The 17,249-nt window shown below is 53.9% G+C and carries 14 protein-coding genes and 2 tRNA genes; all 16 read left to right on the forward strand.

Annotated elements, in window-relative coordinates; translation table 11 throughout:
* Nucleotide 1: 1 nt before the first annotated feature.
* The 16 genes from ftsH to EL29_RS20360 all read left to right on the forward strand — a co-directional run bounded on the left by ftsH (nucleotide 2) and on the right by EL29_RS20360 (nucleotide 17,229).
* Nucleotides 2-1,933, forward strand: a complete 1,932-nt coding sequence (gene ftsH / locus EL29_RS20285) for an ATP-dependent zinc metalloprotease FtsH (protein ID WP_015701098.1) — start codon at nucleotides 2-4, stop codon at nucleotides 1,931-1,933.
* Nucleotides 1,934-2,013: 80 nt separating this feature from the next.
* Entirely contained in the window at nucleotides 2,014-2,847 is an 834-nt protein-coding gene (gene folP / locus EL29_RS20290) for a dihydropteroate synthase (protein WP_014595161.1), read from the forward strand.
* A gap of 6 nt (nucleotides 2,848-2,853) precedes the next feature.
* Entirely contained in the window at nucleotides 2,854-4,188 is a 1,335-nt protein-coding gene (gene glmM / locus EL29_RS20295; RefSeq protein ID WP_013024349.1) for a phosphoglucosamine mutase, read from the forward strand.
* Between the two features lie 218 nt (nucleotides 4,189-4,406).
* Nucleotides 4,407-4,742: a preprotein translocase subunit SecG gene (gene secG / locus EL29_RS20300; protein ID WP_014606749.1), complete on the forward strand. Its 336-nt coding sequence runs from the start codon at nucleotides 4,407-4,409 to the stop codon at nucleotides 4,740-4,742.
* A gap of 56 nt (nucleotides 4,743-4,798) precedes the next feature.
* Nucleotides 4,799-4,885, forward strand: a tRNA-Leu gene (locus EL29_RS20305).
* A gap of 59 nt (nucleotides 4,886-4,944) precedes the next feature.
* Nucleotides 4,945-5,021: transfer RNA gene (locus EL29_RS20310), tRNA-Met, on the forward strand.
* Between the two features lie 211 nt (nucleotides 5,022-5,232).
* Nucleotides 5,233-5,685 (forward strand): ribosome maturation factor RimP, encoded by a 453-nt coding sequence (gene rimP / locus EL29_RS20315; protein ID WP_006121761.1) that lies wholly within the window; start codon nucleotides 5,233-5,235, stop codon nucleotides 5,683-5,685.
* 24 nt (nucleotides 5,686-5,709) lie between these two features.
* The gene (gene nusA, locus EL29_RS20320; protein WP_014595162.1) at nucleotides 5,710-7,197 is read left to right on the forward strand and encodes a transcription termination factor NusA; all 1,488 of its coding nucleotides are present in this window, start codon (nucleotides 5,710-5,712) and stop codon (nucleotides 7,195-7,197) included.
* A gap of 17 nt (nucleotides 7,198-7,214) precedes the next feature.
* A complete protein-coding gene (infB, locus tag EL29_RS20325; RefSeq protein WP_013024353.1) occupies nucleotides 7,215-9,899 on the forward strand; it encodes a translation initiation factor IF-2 in 2,685 nt (894 codons plus the stop codon).
* A gap of 65 nt (nucleotides 9,900-9,964) precedes the next feature.
* The gene (gene rbfA / locus EL29_RS20330; RefSeq protein ID WP_014606748.1) at nucleotides 9,965-10,372 is read left to right on the forward strand and encodes a 30S ribosome-binding factor RbfA; all 408 of its coding nucleotides are present in this window, start codon (nucleotides 9,965-9,967) and stop codon (nucleotides 10,370-10,372) included.
* The gene (gene truB / locus EL29_RS20335) at nucleotides 10,372-11,316 is read left to right on the forward strand and encodes a tRNA pseudouridine(55) synthase TruB (RefSeq protein ID WP_028715965.1); all 945 of its coding nucleotides are present in this window, start codon (nucleotides 10,372-10,374) and stop codon (nucleotides 11,314-11,316) included. Before rbfA ends, truB begins: the two co-directional genes overlap by 1 nt.
* 123 nt (nucleotides 11,317-11,439) lie before the next feature.
* A complete protein-coding gene (gene rpsO / locus EL29_RS20340; protein WP_006121766.1) occupies nucleotides 11,440-11,709 on the forward strand; it encodes a 30S ribosomal protein S15 in 270 nt (89 codons plus the stop codon).
* Between the two features lie 306 nt (nucleotides 11,710-12,015).
* On the forward strand, nucleotides 12,016-14,145 hold the full coding sequence (gene pnp, locus EL29_RS20345) for a polyribonucleotide nucleotidyltransferase (RefSeq protein WP_014606747.1): 2,130 nt from the start codon (nucleotides 12,016-12,018) through the stop codon (nucleotides 14,143-14,145).
* A 129-nt stretch (nucleotides 14,146-14,274) separates the two neighbouring features.
* Complete coding sequence (nlpI, locus tag EL29_RS20350; protein ID WP_013024357.1) at nucleotides 14,275-15,159, forward strand: protease adaptor lipoprotein NlpI; 885 nt, start codon at nucleotides 14,275-14,277, stop codon at nucleotides 15,157-15,159.
* Nucleotides 15,160-15,269: 110 nt separating this feature from the next.
* Complete coding sequence (gene yrbN, locus EL29_RS23470; protein ID WP_226374622.1) at nucleotides 15,270-15,344, forward strand: protein YrbN; 75 nt, start codon at nucleotides 15,270-15,272, stop codon at nucleotides 15,342-15,344.
* A complete protein-coding gene (locus EL29_RS20360) occupies nucleotides 15,337-17,229 on the forward strand; it encodes a DEAD/DEAH family ATP-dependent RNA helicase (RefSeq protein ID WP_029571477.1) in 1,893 nt (630 codons plus the stop codon). The genes yrbN and EL29_RS20360 overlap by 8 nt, the downstream gene beginning before the upstream one ends.
* Nucleotides 17,230-17,249: the final 20 nt, after the last annotated feature.

Raw genomic sequence — 17,249 nt, forward strand, 5'->3', positions numbered from 1 at the left:
CATGGCGAAAAACCTGATTCTCTGGCTAGTCATCGCGGTCGTGCTGATGTCGGTCTTCCAGAGCTTTGGGCCCAGCGAGTCGAATGGCCGTAGGGTTGATTATTCAACCTTCCTGTCGGAAGTGAACCAGGATCAGGTCCGCGAGGCACGTATTAACGGGCGTGAAATTAACGTTATCAAAAAAGACAGCAATAAATACACCACTTACATTCCTGTCAATGACCCCAAGTTACTCGATAACCTGTTGACCAAGAACGTCAAAGTGGTTGGTGAACCACCTGAAGAGCCGAGCCTGCTGGCATCTATCTTCATTTCATGGTTCCCAATGTTACTGCTGATTGGTGTGTGGATTTTCTTCATGCGTCAAATGCAGGGCGGCGGTGGCAAAGGCGCGATGTCCTTTGGTAAAAGCAAAGCCCGTATGTTGACGGAAGATCAGATTAAAACCACTTTTGCTGACGTTGCAGGCTGCGACGAAGCGAAAGAGGAAGTCGGTGAGCTGGTTGAATACCTGCGTGAGCCGAGCCGCTTCCAGAAGCTCGGGGGTAAAATTCCGAAAGGCGTGCTGATGGTTGGCCCGCCGGGTACCGGTAAAACCTTGCTGGCAAAAGCGATTGCCGGCGAAGCGAAAGTGCCTTTCTTTACCATTTCGGGCTCTGACTTTGTTGAAATGTTCGTCGGTGTCGGTGCATCTCGTGTGCGCGATATGTTTGAACAGGCCAAGAAGGCGGCACCGTGCATTATCTTTATCGATGAAATCGATGCGGTCGGTCGTCAGCGTGGTGCCGGTTTAGGTGGCGGTCACGATGAACGTGAACAAACCCTGAACCAGATGCTGGTTGAGATGGACGGTTTTGAAGGCAACGAAGGCATCATCGTGATTGCCGCAACCAACCGTCCAGACGTGCTTGACCCCGCGTTGCTGCGTCCGGGCCGCTTTGACCGTCAGGTTGTTGTTGGCTTGCCAGACGTGCGTGGCCGTGAGCAGATCCTGAAAGTGCACATGCGCCGCGTGCCATTAGCAACGGATATTGACGCGGCGATCATCGCGCGCGGTACGCCGGGCTTCTCAGGTGCCGATCTGGCTAACCTGGTAAACGAAGCCGCGCTGTTTGCTGCCCGCAGCAACAAGCGTGTTGTATCGATGGTGGAATTCGAAAAAGCCAAAGACAAGATCATGATGGGTGCAGAGCGCCGCTCCATGGTGATGACGGAGGCGCAGAAAGAGTCAACCGCTTATCACGAAGCCGGTCACGCCATTATTGGTCGCCTGGTGCCGGAACACGATCCGGTGCATAAAGTCACCATTATCCCGCGTGGTCGTGCATTAGGTGTGACCTTCTTCCTGCCTGAAGGCGATGCGATTAGCGCCAGCCGTCAGAAACTGGAAAGCCAGATTTCGACCCTGTACGGTGGTCGTCTGGCAGAAGAAATCATCTACGGTGTTGAGCATGTCTCAACCGGCGCATCAAACGACATCAAAGTGGCGACCAACCTGGCACGTAACATGGTAACCCAGTGGGGCTTCTCTGAAAAACTCGGTCCGTTACTGTATGCAGAAGAAGACGGTGAAGTGTTCCTCGGCCGTTCTGTGGCGAAAGCCAAGCATATGTCAGATGAAACCGCGCGTATTATCGATCAGGAAGTTAAACACCTGATTGATACGAACTACCAGCGTGCGCGTCAGATTCTGGGTGAAAACATGGACATCCTTCATGCGATGAAAGATGCGCTGATGAAGTATGAAACCATTGATGCACCGCAGATTGACGACCTGATGGCTCGCCGTGAAGTGCGTCCGCCTGCGGGCTGGGAAGATCCCGGCACCAGCAGCAATTCTGATAATAATGGCACGCCAAAGGCACCGCGTCCGGTCGATGAGCCGCGTACGCCAAATCCAGGCAACACCATGTCAGAACAGTTCGACAAATAAGACTTCACGTCTTTTAATAAAACCCCGGCTGGTCCGGGGTTTTTTACATCTATACATTGCGCTACAAGGAGTACATCACCATGAAATTGTTCGCCCGTGATTCCCATCTTGATTTGTCGTTTCCACATGTGATGGGCATTCTTAACGTCACGCCGGACTCTTTTTCGGATGGTGGTAAACACAATGCGTTGGTGGATGCACTCACGCATACCAATGAAATGGTGAATGCCGGCGCAACCATCATCGACGTGGGCGGCGAGTCTACGCGTCCCGGCGCGGATGAGGTCAGCGTTGAGGAAGAACTTGAGCGGGTCATCCCCGTGGTGGCAGCAATCGCTCAGCGCTTTGAAGTCTGGATCTCCGTGGATACCTCTAAGGCTGAGGTCATCAGGGAAGCGGCGAGCGTGGGGGCGCACATCATCAATGACGTGCGCTCTCTGTCTGAACCAGGAGCGCTGGCCGCCGCCGCCGCGACTGGCCTGCCGGTATGCCTGATGCATATGAAGGGCGAGCCGCGCACCATGCAGCAGGCACCGGCCTATCAAGATATCTTCAGCGAAGTGGATGCTTACTTCGTTGAGCAACTGGCCCGCTGCGAGGCGGCCGGAATAAAAAAAGAGAATCTGCTGCTCGACCCGGGCTTCGGTTTCGGTAAGAATCTCAGCCACAATTATGAACTGTTGGCTCGACTCGGCGAATTTCACCATTTTGGTCTGCCCCTGCTGGTTGGCATGTCACGAAAATCAATGATTGGTCAGCTTCTGAATGTCGGGCCTGGCCAGCGTCTGACCGGCAGCCTGGCCTGCGCGGTGATCGCCGCCATGCAGGGAGCACACATTATTCGCGTTCATGATGTAAAAGAAACGGTCGAGGCGATGCGGGTGGTCGAGGCGACACAAAGAGCTAAAGGATGACAGAGCATGAGTAATCGTAAATATTTTGGTACAGATGGCATTCGCGGCAAAGTGGGAGAGTCTCCGATTACCCCGGATTTTGTTTTAAAACTCGGCTGGGCTGCGGGCAAAGTGCTGGCGCGCCACGGTTCAAAAAAAATCATTATCGGCAAAGACACTCGCATTTCGGGCTATATGCTGGAATCTGCACTGGAGGCAGGACTGGCCGCCGCAGGGCTGTCAGCGGCATTTACCGGCCCAATGCCGACGCCTGCTATTGCCTATCTGACCCGCACGTTTCGCGCTGAGGCCGGTATTGTTATCTCCGCCTCCCATAACCCGTTTGACGACAACGGCATTAAGTTCTTCTCAGCCGAAGGCACCAAGCTACCTGACGAAGTAGAAGAAGCGATTGAACTGGAAATGGAAAAGCCGCTGACCTGTGTGGAATCATCCCTGTTGGGTCGCGCCAGCCGAATTGTGGATGCCGCCGGACGTTACATTGAGTTCTGTAAGGGCACCTTCCCCAGTGAGCTGAGCCTGAGTGGCCTGAAAATTGTGGTGGACTGTGCTAACGGTGCCACCTACCACATCGCGCCGAATGTCCTGCGTGAGTTGGGCGCAACGGTGATTGCCGTTGGTGTACAGCCTGATGGCATGAACATCAACAAAGAGTGCGGTGCGACCGATCTGAAAATGCTGCAGCAGCGCGTTCTGGCCGAGAAGGCGGACATCGGCCTGGCCTATGATGGCGATGGCGATCGCATCATGATGGTGGACCACTTGGGCGAGAAGGTCGATGGCGATCAGATTCTGTATATCATCGCCCGTGAAGGCCTGCGCCAGGGGCAACTGCGCGGCGGCGTTGTCGGCACGCTGATGAGTAATATGGGGCTGGAGCTGGCGCTGAAGCAGTTAGGCATTCCTTTTGTGCGGGCCAAAGTGGGTGACCGCTATGTGCTCGAAAAATTACAGGAAAAAGGCTGGCGGCTCGGCGCTGAAAACTCAGGCCACGTGATTCTGCTGGATAAAATCGCTACCGGTGATGGGATCGTAGCAAGTTTGCAAGTGCTTACTGCGATGGTGCGCAATCACATGAGCCTGCATGACCTGTGCACTGGGATGAAGATGCTGCCTCAGGTGCTGGTCAACGTGCGCTTTACGGGTGAACACGATCCTCTGGAAAGCGAAACGGTGAAAACCGTGGCGCAGGACGTGGAGAAAACCCTTGCCGGCCGTGGGCGCGTGTTGCTGCGTAAATCCGGTACGGAGCCGTTAATCCGCGTGATGGTAGAAGGCGAGGATGCAGCCCAGGTGACGGCGCTGGCTAACCAGATTGCGGATGCGGTGAAAGCGGTCTGACGCAGGTGACAGGCCGGGACAGCGTGCTGTTCCTGCCTGTAAAATCATCGCGCTGGCGCTTTTTTCTGCAATCAGCCTGCCACAGCTAAATTGCACTTGCAGAGGTATGCGCCATTGGTTAGTATTCACACCCGCTTCTGATGGGTGATGAACATACTCCCCGTCATATTGGTTGAAGCTTTAACTGTGCGGATTACGCGCAAGGAAACAGGTTGATTATGTACGAAGCTCTGTTAGTTGTTTTCCTTATTGTAGCGATTGGCCTCGTGGGTCTTATTATGCTGCAGCAAGGCAAAGGCGCTGATATGGGAGCATCATTTGGTGCAGGCGCGTCTGGCACGCTGTTTGGTTCGAACGGGTCGGGTAACTTTATGACTCGCATGACCGCAGTGTTGGCTACGCTGTTTTTCGTGATCAGCCTGATTCTGGGTAACCTGAACAGTAACAAGACGTCCAAAGGAAGCGAATGGGAAAACCTCACTGCGCCAGCTCAGTCTCAACAGCAGACTCAGCCAGCTAAACCGGCTACGCCGGGCAATGATATCCCGCACTAATAGCAGCAATATAGCGTCAGGAAAAAGCGGCAGAACAGCGTCGCAGTCAGTGCAGTACCGAGGTGGTGAAATTGGTAGACACGCTACCTTGAGGTGGTAGTGCTCGAAAGGGCTTACGGGTTCAAGTCCCGTCCTCGGTACCAAATCTTAGTATTACTTGCATTTTATGCATGTTCGGCGTAATATTCGCCACGTTTTCGGACGCGGGGTGGAGCAGCCTGGTAGCTCGTCGGGCTCATAACCCGAAGGTCGTCGGTTCAAATCCGGCCCCCGCAACCACTTTCCCTTAGAGTTCTTTTTCAAATATACTGTGTGCATCGACGGGCGCATAAGCAGCGAATTTTGAAAAAAATTCTTTTGGATGGGCGTCCGGGCCGCAGTGCGGCATACAGGGTCCAGTGATAAAAAGCCCCGAATATTCGGGGTTTTTTGTTATTAGCGAATCGTAATACTGGGCTATAGGCCCTTTTTTTATGTCTTGGGGGTGGGCTTGTCCACATTAGAGCAAAAATTGACAGAGTTGGTATCTGCTCCGGTAGAAGCGCTCGGCTACGAACTGGTCGGAATTGAATTCGTTCGTGGTCGCACATCAACCCTGCGCATCTATATTGATAGTGAAGATGGCATCAATGTTGACGATTGCGCGGACGTCAGCCACCAGGTGAGTGCGGTGATGGATGTGGAAGATCCCATCACGGTGCCTTACCACCTTGAAGTGTCCTCACCGGGGCTCGATCGTCCTCTGTTCACTGCAGAACATTATGCACGCTTTACCGGCGATGAGGTGAGCCTGGTGCTGCGTATGGCCGTTCAAAACCGCCGTAAATGGCAGGGAATCATCAAGTCTGTTGAGGGCGAGATGATAACGGTAAACGTTGAGGGTAACGACGAGGTGTTCGCGCTGAGTAATATTCAGAAAGCGAACCTGGTCCCCCACTTTTAAAAGTCCGGATTGAGGCTAACCAGGATGAACAAAGAGATCTTAGCTGTTGTAGAAGCCGTTTCTAACGAAAAAGCCCTGCCGCGTGAGAAAATCTTCGAAGCGCTGGAGAGCGCGCTGGCGACTGCGACCAAGAAAAAGTACGAGCAGGAAATTGACGTACGCGTCAGCATCGACCGTAAGAGCGGCGATTTCGACACGTTCCGTCGTTGGGAAATCGTAGAGCAGGTTACGCAGCCTACGCGCGAAATTACGCTGGATGCAGCGCGCTACGAAGACGAGTCTCTCAATCTGGGCGAATATGTAGAAGACCAGATTGAATCTGTTACGTTTGACCGTATCACGACGCAGACGGCGAAACAGGTTATCGTACAAAAAGTGCGCGAAGCCGAACGTGCGATGGTGGTGGATCAGTTCCGCGAGCAGGAAGGCGAAATCATCACCGGTGTGGTGAAAAAAGTTAACCGCGACAACATCTCGCTGGACCTGGGCAACAATGCTGAAGCCGTGATCCTGCGTGAAGACATGCTGCCACGTGAAAACTTCCGCCCGGGCGACCGTATCCGCGGCGTTTTGTATGCCGTGCGTCCTGAAGCACGCGGCGCGCAGCTGTTTGTGACGCGTTCTAAACCTGAAATGCTGATCGAACTGTTCCGCATTGAGGTGCCAGAAATTGGCGAAGAAGTCCTTGAAATTAAAGCCGCTGCCCGCGATCCGGGTTCGCGTGCCAAAATTGCAGTAAAAACCAATGACAAACGTATCGATCCCGTTGGTGCCTGTGTGGGTATGCGCGGTGCGCGTGTTCAGGCAGTGTCTAGTGAGCTGGGCGGCGAGCGAATCGATATCGTGCTGTGGGACGACAACCCGGCACAGTTTGTGATTAACGCCATGGCTCCGGCCGATGTGGCGTCAATCGTGGTTGATGAAGATAACCACACGATGGATATCGCTGTTGAGGCTGGCAATCTGGCCCAGGCGATCGGCCGTAATGGCCAAAACGTGCGTCTGGCTTCACAGCTGAGTGGCTGGGAGCTGAACGTGATGACCGTCGATGATCTGCAGGCCAAGCATCAGGCTGAAGCACATGCGGCGATCGATATGTTCACTAAACATCTCGACATCGACGAAGAGTTCGCCACCATTCTGGTGGAAGAGGGCTTCTCAACGTTGGAAGAAATGGCCTATGTGCCAATCAACGAGCTGTTGGAAATTGACGGCCTCGACGAAGAGACCATTGAAGCCCTGCGTGAACGAGCAAAAAATGCGTTAACCACCCTGGCACTGGCAAAAGAAGAGAGCCTGGGTAATCAGGAACCTGCAGAAGACCTCCTGAATCTCGAAGGTCTGGATCGTGCACTGGCTTTCCGTCTGGCATCGAAAGGCGTTTGCACGCTGGAAGATCTCGCCGAGCAAGGTGTTGACGACCTGACGGATATTGAAGGGCTGACTGATGAGCAAGCTGGCGCGCTAATTATGGCCGCACGCAATATCTGCTGGTTCGGCGATGACGCGTAATAACAGGAAGGAACAGCATGACAGATGTAACCGTAAAATCGCTGGCAGCAGAAATTCAGACTTCGGTCGATCGCCTGGTACAGCAGTTTGCTGATGCGGGGATCCCAAAGTCTGAAAATGATGCGGTGACCCAGCACGAGAAAGAAACCTTACTGTCTCACCTGAAGCATGGTCAGGCCGGTTCAGGCAAACTGACATTGCAGCGCAAAACGCGTAGCACCTTGAATATTCCTGGCACCGGGGGTAAAAGTAAGTCGGTGCAAATCGAAGTCCGCAAAAAGCGTACGTACGTGAAAGGTGATGCAGAGTCTGAGCAAGCTCAGGCAGAAGCGGAAGCTGAGGCACAGCGTGAAGCGGAAGAGCAGGCGCAACGCGAGGCCGCTGAACAAGCGCGTCGTGAAGCGGAACAGAAAGCGCAACGTGAAGCCGAAGAGAAAGCCAGGCGCGAAGCCGCTGAAAAGGCCAAGCGTGCAGCAGCGGAAAATGAGAAAGTGACTAATCAACCTACCGACGAAGTGACCAAGGCCGCGCAGTCCGATAAAGCACGTCGTGAAGCGGAAGCCGCCGAACTGAAGCGTAAAGCGGAAGAAGAAGCGCGCCGTAAGCTGGAAGAGGCTGCCCGCCTCGCTGCGGAAGAAGCCCGCCGTTTAGCCGTAGAAAAAGCGGCTGAATGGGAAAAGCCTGAAGAAGAGGATAAGGGCGACTATCACGTCACCACCTCTACGCATGCCCGCCAGGCCGAAGACGAGAACGATCGTCAGGTTGAAGCAGGCCGTGCCCGTACCCGCAGTGCGAAAGCTGCCCGTCCGGTGAAAAAAGGCAACAAGCATTCAGAAGCCAAAACTGACCGCGAAGAAGCGCGTGCGCAGGTTCGTGGCGGTAAAGGCGGTAAACATCGCAAACCAAGCGCACTGCAGCAGGGCTTTAACAAGCCAGCGCAGGCGGTTAACCGTGATGTCATCATTGGCGAAACCATTACCGTTGCCGAACTGGCTAACAAAATGGCCGTCAAAGGTTCACTGGTCATTAAAGCGATGATGAAAATGGGCGCCATGGCGACCATCAATCAGGTCATCGACCAGGAAACCGCACAGCTGGTTGCCGAAGAAATGGGCCACAAAGTGACCCTTCGTCGTGAGAACGAGCTGGAAGAAGCGGTAATGGACGATCGTGATACCGATGCCGCACAGGAATCCCGTGCGCCGGTCGTGACCATCATGGGCCACGTTGACCACGGTAAAACCTCCCTGCTGGACTATATCCGCTCAACCAAAATCGCCTCTGGCGAAGCGGGCGGTATTACGCAGCACATCGGTGCGTATCACGTAGAAACTGAAAACGGCATGGTAACCTTCCTGGATACCCCGGGCCACGCCGCGTTTACCGCGATGCGTGCACGTGGTGCGCAGGCAACGGATATCGTTATCCTGGTCGTCGCGGCGGATGATGGCGTGATGCCACAGACCGTTGAAGCTATCCAGCACGCCAAAGCGGCGAAAGTGCCGGTAGTGGTTGCGGTGAACAAGTGCGATAAGCCAGAAGCCGATCCGGATCGTGTTAAAAACGAGCTGACGCAGTACGGGATCATCCCGGAAGAGTGGGGCGGCGAAAACATGTTCGTTAACGTCTCTGCGAAAGCGGGTACCGGTATCGATGACCTGTTAAATGCTATCCTGCTGCAGGCTGAAGTTCTTGAGCTGACCGCTATCCGTGAAGGTATGGCGAGCGGCGTGGTGATTGAATCGTTCCTCGACAAAGGTCGTGGTCCGGTTGCCACAGTGCTGGTACGCGAAGGTACGCTGAACAAGGGCGACATCGTTCTGTGCGGCTTCGAATACGGCCGTGTCCGTGCGATGCGTGACGAGCTGGGCCGCGAAGTGATGGAAGCGGGTCCTTCAATCCCGGTTGAGATCCTCGGCCTGTCCGGTGTACCGGCAGCGGGTGATGAAGCGACCGTGGTTCGTGACGAGAAGAAAGCGCGTGAAGTGGCACTGTATCGTCAGGGCAAATTCCGCGAAGTGAAACTGGCGCGTCAGCAGAAATCTAAGCTGGAAAACATGTTTGCGAACATGACCGAAGGCGAAGTGTCCGAACTGAACATCGTGCTCAAAGCTGACGTACAGGGTTCTGTGGAAGCGATCTCCGACTCCTTGCTGAAACTCTCCACCGACGAAGTGAAGGTGAAGATTGTCGGTTCAGGCGTAGGTGGGATCACCGAAACCGACGCCACGCTGGCAGCGGCATCCAACGCTATCCTGCTGGGCTTCAACGTTCGTGCTGACGCGTCCGCGCGCCGCGTGATCGATGCTGAAAGCCTGGATCTGCGTTACTACTCCGTCATCTATAACCTGATTGACGAAGTGAAAGCCGCGATGAGCGGTATGCTGGCTCCAGAGTACAAACAGCAGATTATCGGTCTGGCTGAAGTGCGTGACGTGTTCAAATCACCGAAATTTGGTGCAGTGGCAGGTTGTATGGTGACGGAAGGCAATATCAAACGTCACAACCCAATCCGCGTACTGCGCGATAACGTGGTGATCTACGAAGGCGAACTGGAATCACTGCGTCGCTTTAAAGATGACGTGAACGAAGTGCGTAACGGCATGGAGTGCGGTATCGGCGTGAAGAACTATAATGACGTTCGTGTCGGCGATATGATCGAAGTCTTCGAAGTGATTGAAGTTAAACGCACTATCGCTTAAGTCTTAGCGTTAATGATGCAATTTGGGAGGCCGCTGGCCTCCCGAATTATTTGGGAGAAATAAAAATGGCGAAAGAATTTGGCCGTCCGCAGCGTGTTTCGCAGGAGCTGCAAAAAGAGATAGCCATGATCCTGCAGCGTGAAATTAAAGATCCGCGCCTGGGCATGATGGTGACCGTTTCTGGCGTTGAGGTATCCCGTGACCTCGCTTACGCCAAAGTGTTTGTTACCTTCCTCAATGATAAAGATGAAGAAGCCGTACAAAATGGCCTGAAAGCGTTAAAAGAAGCCTCGGGTTATATTCGCACGCTGCTGGGTAAAGCCATGCGCCTGCGTATCGTGCCGGAACTAACCTTCTTCTACGACAACTCGTTGATCGAAGGGATGCGCATGTCTAACCTCGTCACCAACGTGGTGAAAAAAGACGTTGAGCGTCGTGGTCCTGAGGCCACGGACGATGACGAGGAGGCGTAATGAGTCGTCCTCGTCGTCGCGGTCGCGACGTCCATGGCGTCTTATTGCTGGATAAACCACAAGGGATGTCATCCAACGATGTCCTGCAAAAGGTCAAGCGTATTTTCAACGCTAACCGTGCAGGACATACCGGCGCGCTCGATCCTCTGGCCACCGGCATGTTGCCGATTTGCCTGGGTGAAGCCACCAAGTTTTCTCAGTATCTGCTGGACTCCGATAAGCGCTATCGTGTGATTGCCCGCCTGGGTGAACGCACCGATACCTCCGATGCGGACGGCAATCTGGTGCAGACCCGTCCTGTGACCTTCACTCAGTCAGAACTCGACACGGCGCTGGACAGTTTTCGTGGCGATATCATGCAGGTGCCTTCCATGTTTTCTGCATTGAAACATCAGGGCAGAAAACTGTATGAGTACGCACGTGAAGGCATCACCATCGAACGTGAACCCCGCCCGATTACCGTTTATGCGCTGCAGTTTATTCGCTGGCAGGGCAATGAGCTGGAGCTGGACGTCCACTGTTCCAAAGGCACCTACATTCGCACCATTATTGACGATCTGGGCGAGAAGCTTGGCTGCGGTGCGCACGTCATCATGCTGCGCCGGGTACAGGTTGCCCGTTATCCGTTTGAGAAGATGGTCACACTGGAGCAGCTCCAGGCACTGCAGCATCGCGCCAGTGAGGCAGGTGAAGATCTGGCGCAGCACCTTGATCCGCTGCTTCTGCCAATGGACAGCCCGGCGTCCAATTATCCGGCGGTTAACGTTTCATCCGATGTCGCCGCCTACTTTAAGCAGGGCCAACCGGTTCACGCCAGTCAGGCGCCAGCCCAGGGCTTAGTACGCGTCACCGAAGGTGAAGAGGGCAAATTTATCGGCATGGCTGAAATTGCCGAGGATGGCCGAATTGCTCCCCGCCGTTTAGTGGTGGAGTATCAGAATTAAGTTGTGCGCTTTCCGCGTTGGGCATTTGCGTTGCCCTCTGGCGAAGAGTAGAATGGCGCGGCTTTAAAGCGGGATGCTGAATTAGAGATCGGCGCCCATACATTCATTTAACTGGAGTTTATTATGTCTCTAAGCGTAGAAGCTAAAGCAGAGATCGTTGCTAAATATGGTCGTGGTGCTAACGACAGCGGTTCAACCGAAGTTCAGGTTGCACTGTTGACCGCGCAGATCAGCCATCTGCAGGGCCACTTCTCTGAGCACAAGAAAGACCACCACAGCCGCCGCGGTCTGCTGCGCATGGTATCTCAGCGTCGTAAGCTGCTGGACTACCTGAAGCGTAAAGACGTTGCACGCTACAGCAGCCTGATCGAAAGTCTCGGTCTGCGTCGCTAAGTCTTAAAATCGGGTCGTCAGGGATGCCACTTAAGTGCGCTAAAACCCGACTGGCGATCTGATTTGTGCGAGTTTCATGAAAAGGGGGCCTTTATGGCCCCTTTTTTCGAGCAATGCGCAGCAATCCTGAGCAAACTCATGTATTGTTGTTGGGTGTGATCTTTGTTTGCAGAGGTTCGCGCGGCTAATGAGAGGCTTTTACCGCAGGGGCGGTTAAGGGTTGTCATTAGTCGCGAGGATGCAACGAGGATCGGTAATCAATGGCAGGCTCAATATAGCACTGCCCCGATGTTAAGGACTTTGATTTTGCTTAATCCGATCGTACGCAAATTCCAATATGGTCAACATACCGTCACGCTGGAAACCGGCATGATGGCTCGCCAGGCGACTGCCGCCGTGATGGTGAGCATGGACGATACCGCAGTATTTGTCACCGTTGTTGGTCAGAAAAAAACCAAGCCAGGTCAGGACTTTTTCCCACTGACCGTTAACTATCAGGAGCGTACTTATGCTGCTGGTCGTATCCCAGGTAGCTTCTTCCGTCGTGAAGGTCGCCCAAGCGAAGGCGAAACCCTGATTTCACGTCTGATTGACCGTCCGGTGCGTCCGCTGTTCCCGGAAGGTTTCGTCAACGAAGTGCAGGTTATTGCGACCGTTGTTTCAGTTAACCCACAGGTTCACCCGGACATCGTTGCCATGATCGGTGCTTCTGCAGCCCTGGCGCTGTCAGGTCTGCCTTTCAACGGCCCTATCGGTGCGGCACGCGTAGGTTATATCAATGACCAGTATGTACTGAACCCAACGGCTGATGAGCTGAAAACATCCCGTCTGGACCTGGTTGTTGCCGGTACACAGAACGCCGTTCTGATGGTGGAATCTGAAGCGGAAATCCTGTCTGAAGAGCAGATGCTGGGTGCGGTGGTGTTTGGCCACGATCAGCAGCAGATCGTGATTGAAAACATCAACTCCCTGGTTGCCGAAGCGGGCAAACCGCGTTGGGACTGGCAGCCAGAGCAGGCAAATACTGCACTGATTTCACGCGTTGCGGCGCTGGCCGAAACCCGTATCAGCGATGCATACCGCATTACCGATAAGCAAGAGCGTTACACCCAGGTTGGCGTCATTAAAGACGAAACCATTGCTGCGCTTCTGGCAGAAGATGAATCACTCGATGCGGCCGAAATCGGCGATATCGTTCACAGCCTGGAAAAGAATGTGGTTCGTACCCGCATTCTGAACGGCGAGCCACGTATTGATGGCCGTGAAAAAGACATGATCCGTGGTCTGGACGTGCGCACGGGCGTTCTGCCACGTACACACGGTTCCGCACTGTTCACCCGTGGTGAAACACAGGCGCTGGTGACCGCGACGCTGGGCACCACCCGCGATGCGCAGAACCTGGATGAACTGATGGGCGAACGCACTGACAGCTTCCTGTTCCACTATAACTTCCCTCCGTACTCCGTTGGTGAGACCGGTATGGTGGGCTCGCCTAAGCGTCGTGAAATCGGTCACGGTCGTCTGGCGAAGCGCGGCGTGCTGGCCGTGATGCCTAAAGCTGAAGATTTCCCGTATACCGTGCGTGTGGTTTCTGAAATCACCGAATCTAACGGTTCCTCTTCTATGGCCTCGGTCTGTGGTGCCTCTCTGGCACTGATGGATGCCGGTGTGCCAATCAAGGCCTCTGTTGCGGGTATCGCAATGGGCCTGGTGAAAGAAGACGACAAGTTTGTTGTCCTGTCCGACATCCTGGGTGATGAAGATCATCTGGGCGATATGGACTTTAAAGTCGCCGGTAGCCGTGAAGGTATCACTGCGCTGCAGATGGACATTAAAATCGAAGGTATCACCCGCGAGATCATGCAGGTTGCGCTGAACCAAGCCAAAGGTGCGCGTCTGCACATTCTGGGCGTAATGGAACAGGCTATCAGCACGCCGCGTCAGGAAATCTCTGAGTTCGCACCGCGCATTTACACCATCAAGATCAATTCAGACAAGATCAAAGATGTGATTGGTAAAGGCGGTTCTGTGATCCGTGCGCTGACCGAAGAAACCGGTACAACCATCGAAATCGAAGATGACGGTACCGTGAAAATCGCAGCAACCGATGGTCTGAAAGCGAAAGAAGCGATTCGTCGTATCGAAGAGATCACCGCAGAAATCGAAGTGGGCCGTATCTACAGCGGTAAAGTCACACGTATCGTAGACTTTGGTGCCTTCGTCGCTATCGGCGGTGGTAAAGAAGGTCTGGTGCATATTTCTCAAATCGCCGATAAGCGCGTTGAGAAAGTGACTGACTATCTGCAGATGGGTCAGGAAGTCCCGGTGAAGGTGATGGAAGTCGATCGCCAGGGCCGCGTACGTCTGAGCATCAAAGAAGCGACAGAAACCAAGCCTGAAGCTGTTGCAGCTGAGAGCGCACCTGACGCTGAATAAGTCTTTCCTGATTTGCCTCTCCTTGCCTGGCAGGGAGAGGCTTTTGTGTCATCGCGAGGGCGGGAATCCTTGTGCACAGCAGGCGGATAACAGGATGGTTGTCCCAATGTTTGTATTCGGGAGTGGGAAATGAAGCCTTTTTTGCGCTGGTGTTTTGTTGCGACAGCTTTGACGCTGGCAGGATGCAGCAACTCCAATTGGCGTAAGAACGAAGTTCTTGCAGTACCTTTACAGCCCACACTGCAACAGGAAGTGATTCTGGCTCGCATGGAACAAATTCTTGCCAGTCGAGCCCTTACCGATGATGAACGCGCACAGCTGTTATATGAGCGCGGAGTGTTGTATGATAGTTTGGGTCTGAGGGCATTAGCGCGGAACGATTTTTCGCAAGCGCTGTCTATAAGACCAGATATGCCAGAAGTGTTTAACTATCTTGGTATATACTTAACGCAGGCGGGCAACTTTGATGCCGCCTATGAAGCGTTTGATTCTGTACTTGAGCTTGATCCAACTTACAACTATGCGCATTTAAATCGTGGTATCGCCCTCTATTACGGCGGTCGATACAAGTTAGCGCAAGATGATCTGCTGGCGTTTTATCAAGACGATCCTAACGATCCTTTCCGCAGCTTGTGGCTCTACCTGGTTGAAAGCAGGATGGATGCCGACAAAGCAAAAGTGGCGCTTAAGCAGCGTTACGACAAAGCGGTCAAGGACCAATGGGGATGGAATATTGTCGAGTTCTACCTGGGCGACATCAGCGAAGCAACACTGATGGAACGTCTCAAGGCGGACGCAACGGATAACACCTCGCTCGCTGAACATCTCAGTGAAACCAACTTCTATTTAGGTAAGTATTACCTAAGTCTGGGGGAGAAGGACAACGCAGAAGCGTTGTTCAAACTGGCGGTTGCCAACAACGTGAATAACTTTGTTGAACACCGATACGCATTGTTGGAACTGGCGCAACTCGGCCAGGCACAAGACGATTTATCAGAATCTGACCAGCAATAGCTGACGAACTTTTTTGCCTGTAAAACCTGTCAAGTCATCATCTTCAGGGATGAGGGCTTTTCTGTTCGTCAAAACTTCTAATTTGAGCCGGTTCACACTTTTTGATGAAAATGACTGAAAGTTTTCACGACGAGTTATGTAGACTGGCCGCCGCAATCAACGAGGCACGTGTACTACATGACTGATATTCAAACCACTTTTGCAGAACTTGGCCTGAACGCCGAACTCCTTGAATCACTGAACGGCATGGGCTATGTCAAGCCATCCCCAATCCAGGCTGAGTGTATTCCTCACCTGCTGGCGGGCCGTGACGTATTAGGTATGGCGCAGACCGGGAGTGGTAAAACTGCAGCGTTCTCGCTGCCGCTGTTACACAACATCGATCCAACTGTTAAAGCACCGCAAATTTTGGTGCTGGCACCGACCCGCGAACTGGCGGTGCAGGTAGCTGAAGCTGTTACCGAATTCTCTAAACATATGCGCGGTCTGAACGTGGTTGCCCTTTACGGCGGCCAGCGTTATGACGTGCAGCTGCGCGCCCTGCGCCAGGGACCACAGGTTGTCGTAGGTACTCCAGGCCGTCTGCTGGATCACCTGAAACGTGGCACGTTAGATCTGTCTAACCTGCGTGGTCTGGTGCTGGACGAAGCCGATGAAATGTTACGCATGGGCTTCATCGAAGACGTTGAAACTATCATGGCGCAGATCCCAGAAGGTCATCAGACCGCACTGTTCTCTGCCACCATGCCAGAAGCGATTCGTCGTATTACCAAGCGTTTTATGAAAGATCCGCAGGAAGTGCGCATTCAGTCAAGCATGACTACGCGCCCAGACATCAGCCAGAGTTACTGGACGGCTTACGGCCGTAAAACTGACGCGCTGGTTCGCTTCCTTGAAGCAGAAGACTTCGATGCTGCGATCATTTTCGTGCGCACTAAAAACGCAACGCTGGAAGTGGCTGAAGCGCTGGAGCGCAGCGGTTACAACAGTGCGGCACTGAACGGCGATATGAACCAGGCACTGCGTGAGCAGACGCTGGAGCGCCTGAAAGATGGTCGTCTGGATATCCTGATTGCTACCGACGTTGCGGCCCGTGGCCTGGACGTTGAGCGTATCAGCCTGGTTGTTAACTACGATATTCCGATGGACGCAGAATCTTACGTTCACCGTATCGGCCGTACCGGTCGTGCTGGTCGTGCAGGTCGCGCACTGCTGTTCGTAGAGAACCGCGAGCGTCGTCTGCTGCGTAACATCGAACGCACCATGAAGCTGACCATTCCAGAAGTTGAGCTGCCAAATGCAGAACTGCTGGGTCAGCGTCGTCTGGCTAAGTTCGCGGCAAAAGTTCAGCAGCAGCTGGAAAGCAGCGATCTGGAACAGTACCGTGCGCTGCTGGCGAAGATGCAGCCTGAAGAAGAGCTGGATATCGAAACGCTGGCTGCTGCGCTGCTGAAAATGGCACAGGGTGAGCGTCCGCTGATCGTTCCTGCTGATGCACCACGTCCAGCGCGTCGTGAATTCCGTGAGCGTGACGATCGTCGTGAGAGCCGTGATGCACGTGGTCCACGCGAAAGCCGTGATGGCGACCGCCCACGTCGCGAACGTCGTGACGTTGGCGATATGCAACTGTACCGCATTGAAGTGGGCCGTGACGACGGTGTTGAAGTGCGTCACATCGTGGGCGCAATTGCCAACGAAGGCGATATCAGCAGCCGTTACATCGGTAACATCAAACTGTTTGGTACGCACTCCACCATCGAGCTGCCGAAAGGCATGCCAGGTGATGTGCTGCAGCACTTTACCCGTACGCGTATTCTGAAAAAGCCAATGAATATGCAGCTGCTGGGTGATGCTCAGCCGCACGAAGGTGGCCGTGGCGAGCGTCGTCCTGGCGCTGGTGCTGGCGAACGTCGTGGCGGCGGTGCACGTCCTGAAGGTCAGGGCCCGCGTCGTTTCTCTTCTGAGCGCCGTGAAGGTGGTCGTGAAGGCGGACGCAGCTTCAACCGCGAAGGCGGTCGTGGTCCACGTCGTGAAGACGGTGCGGCTGCACCACGTCGTCGTGACGCGTAAGCGAGCTAAATCGTCGTAAT

The sequence above is a fragment of the Pantoea ananatis LMG 2665 genome, from assembly GCF_000710035.2.
Taxonomy (GTDB): Bacteria; Pseudomonadota; Gammaproteobacteria; order Enterobacterales; family Enterobacteriaceae; genus Pantoea; species Pantoea ananatis.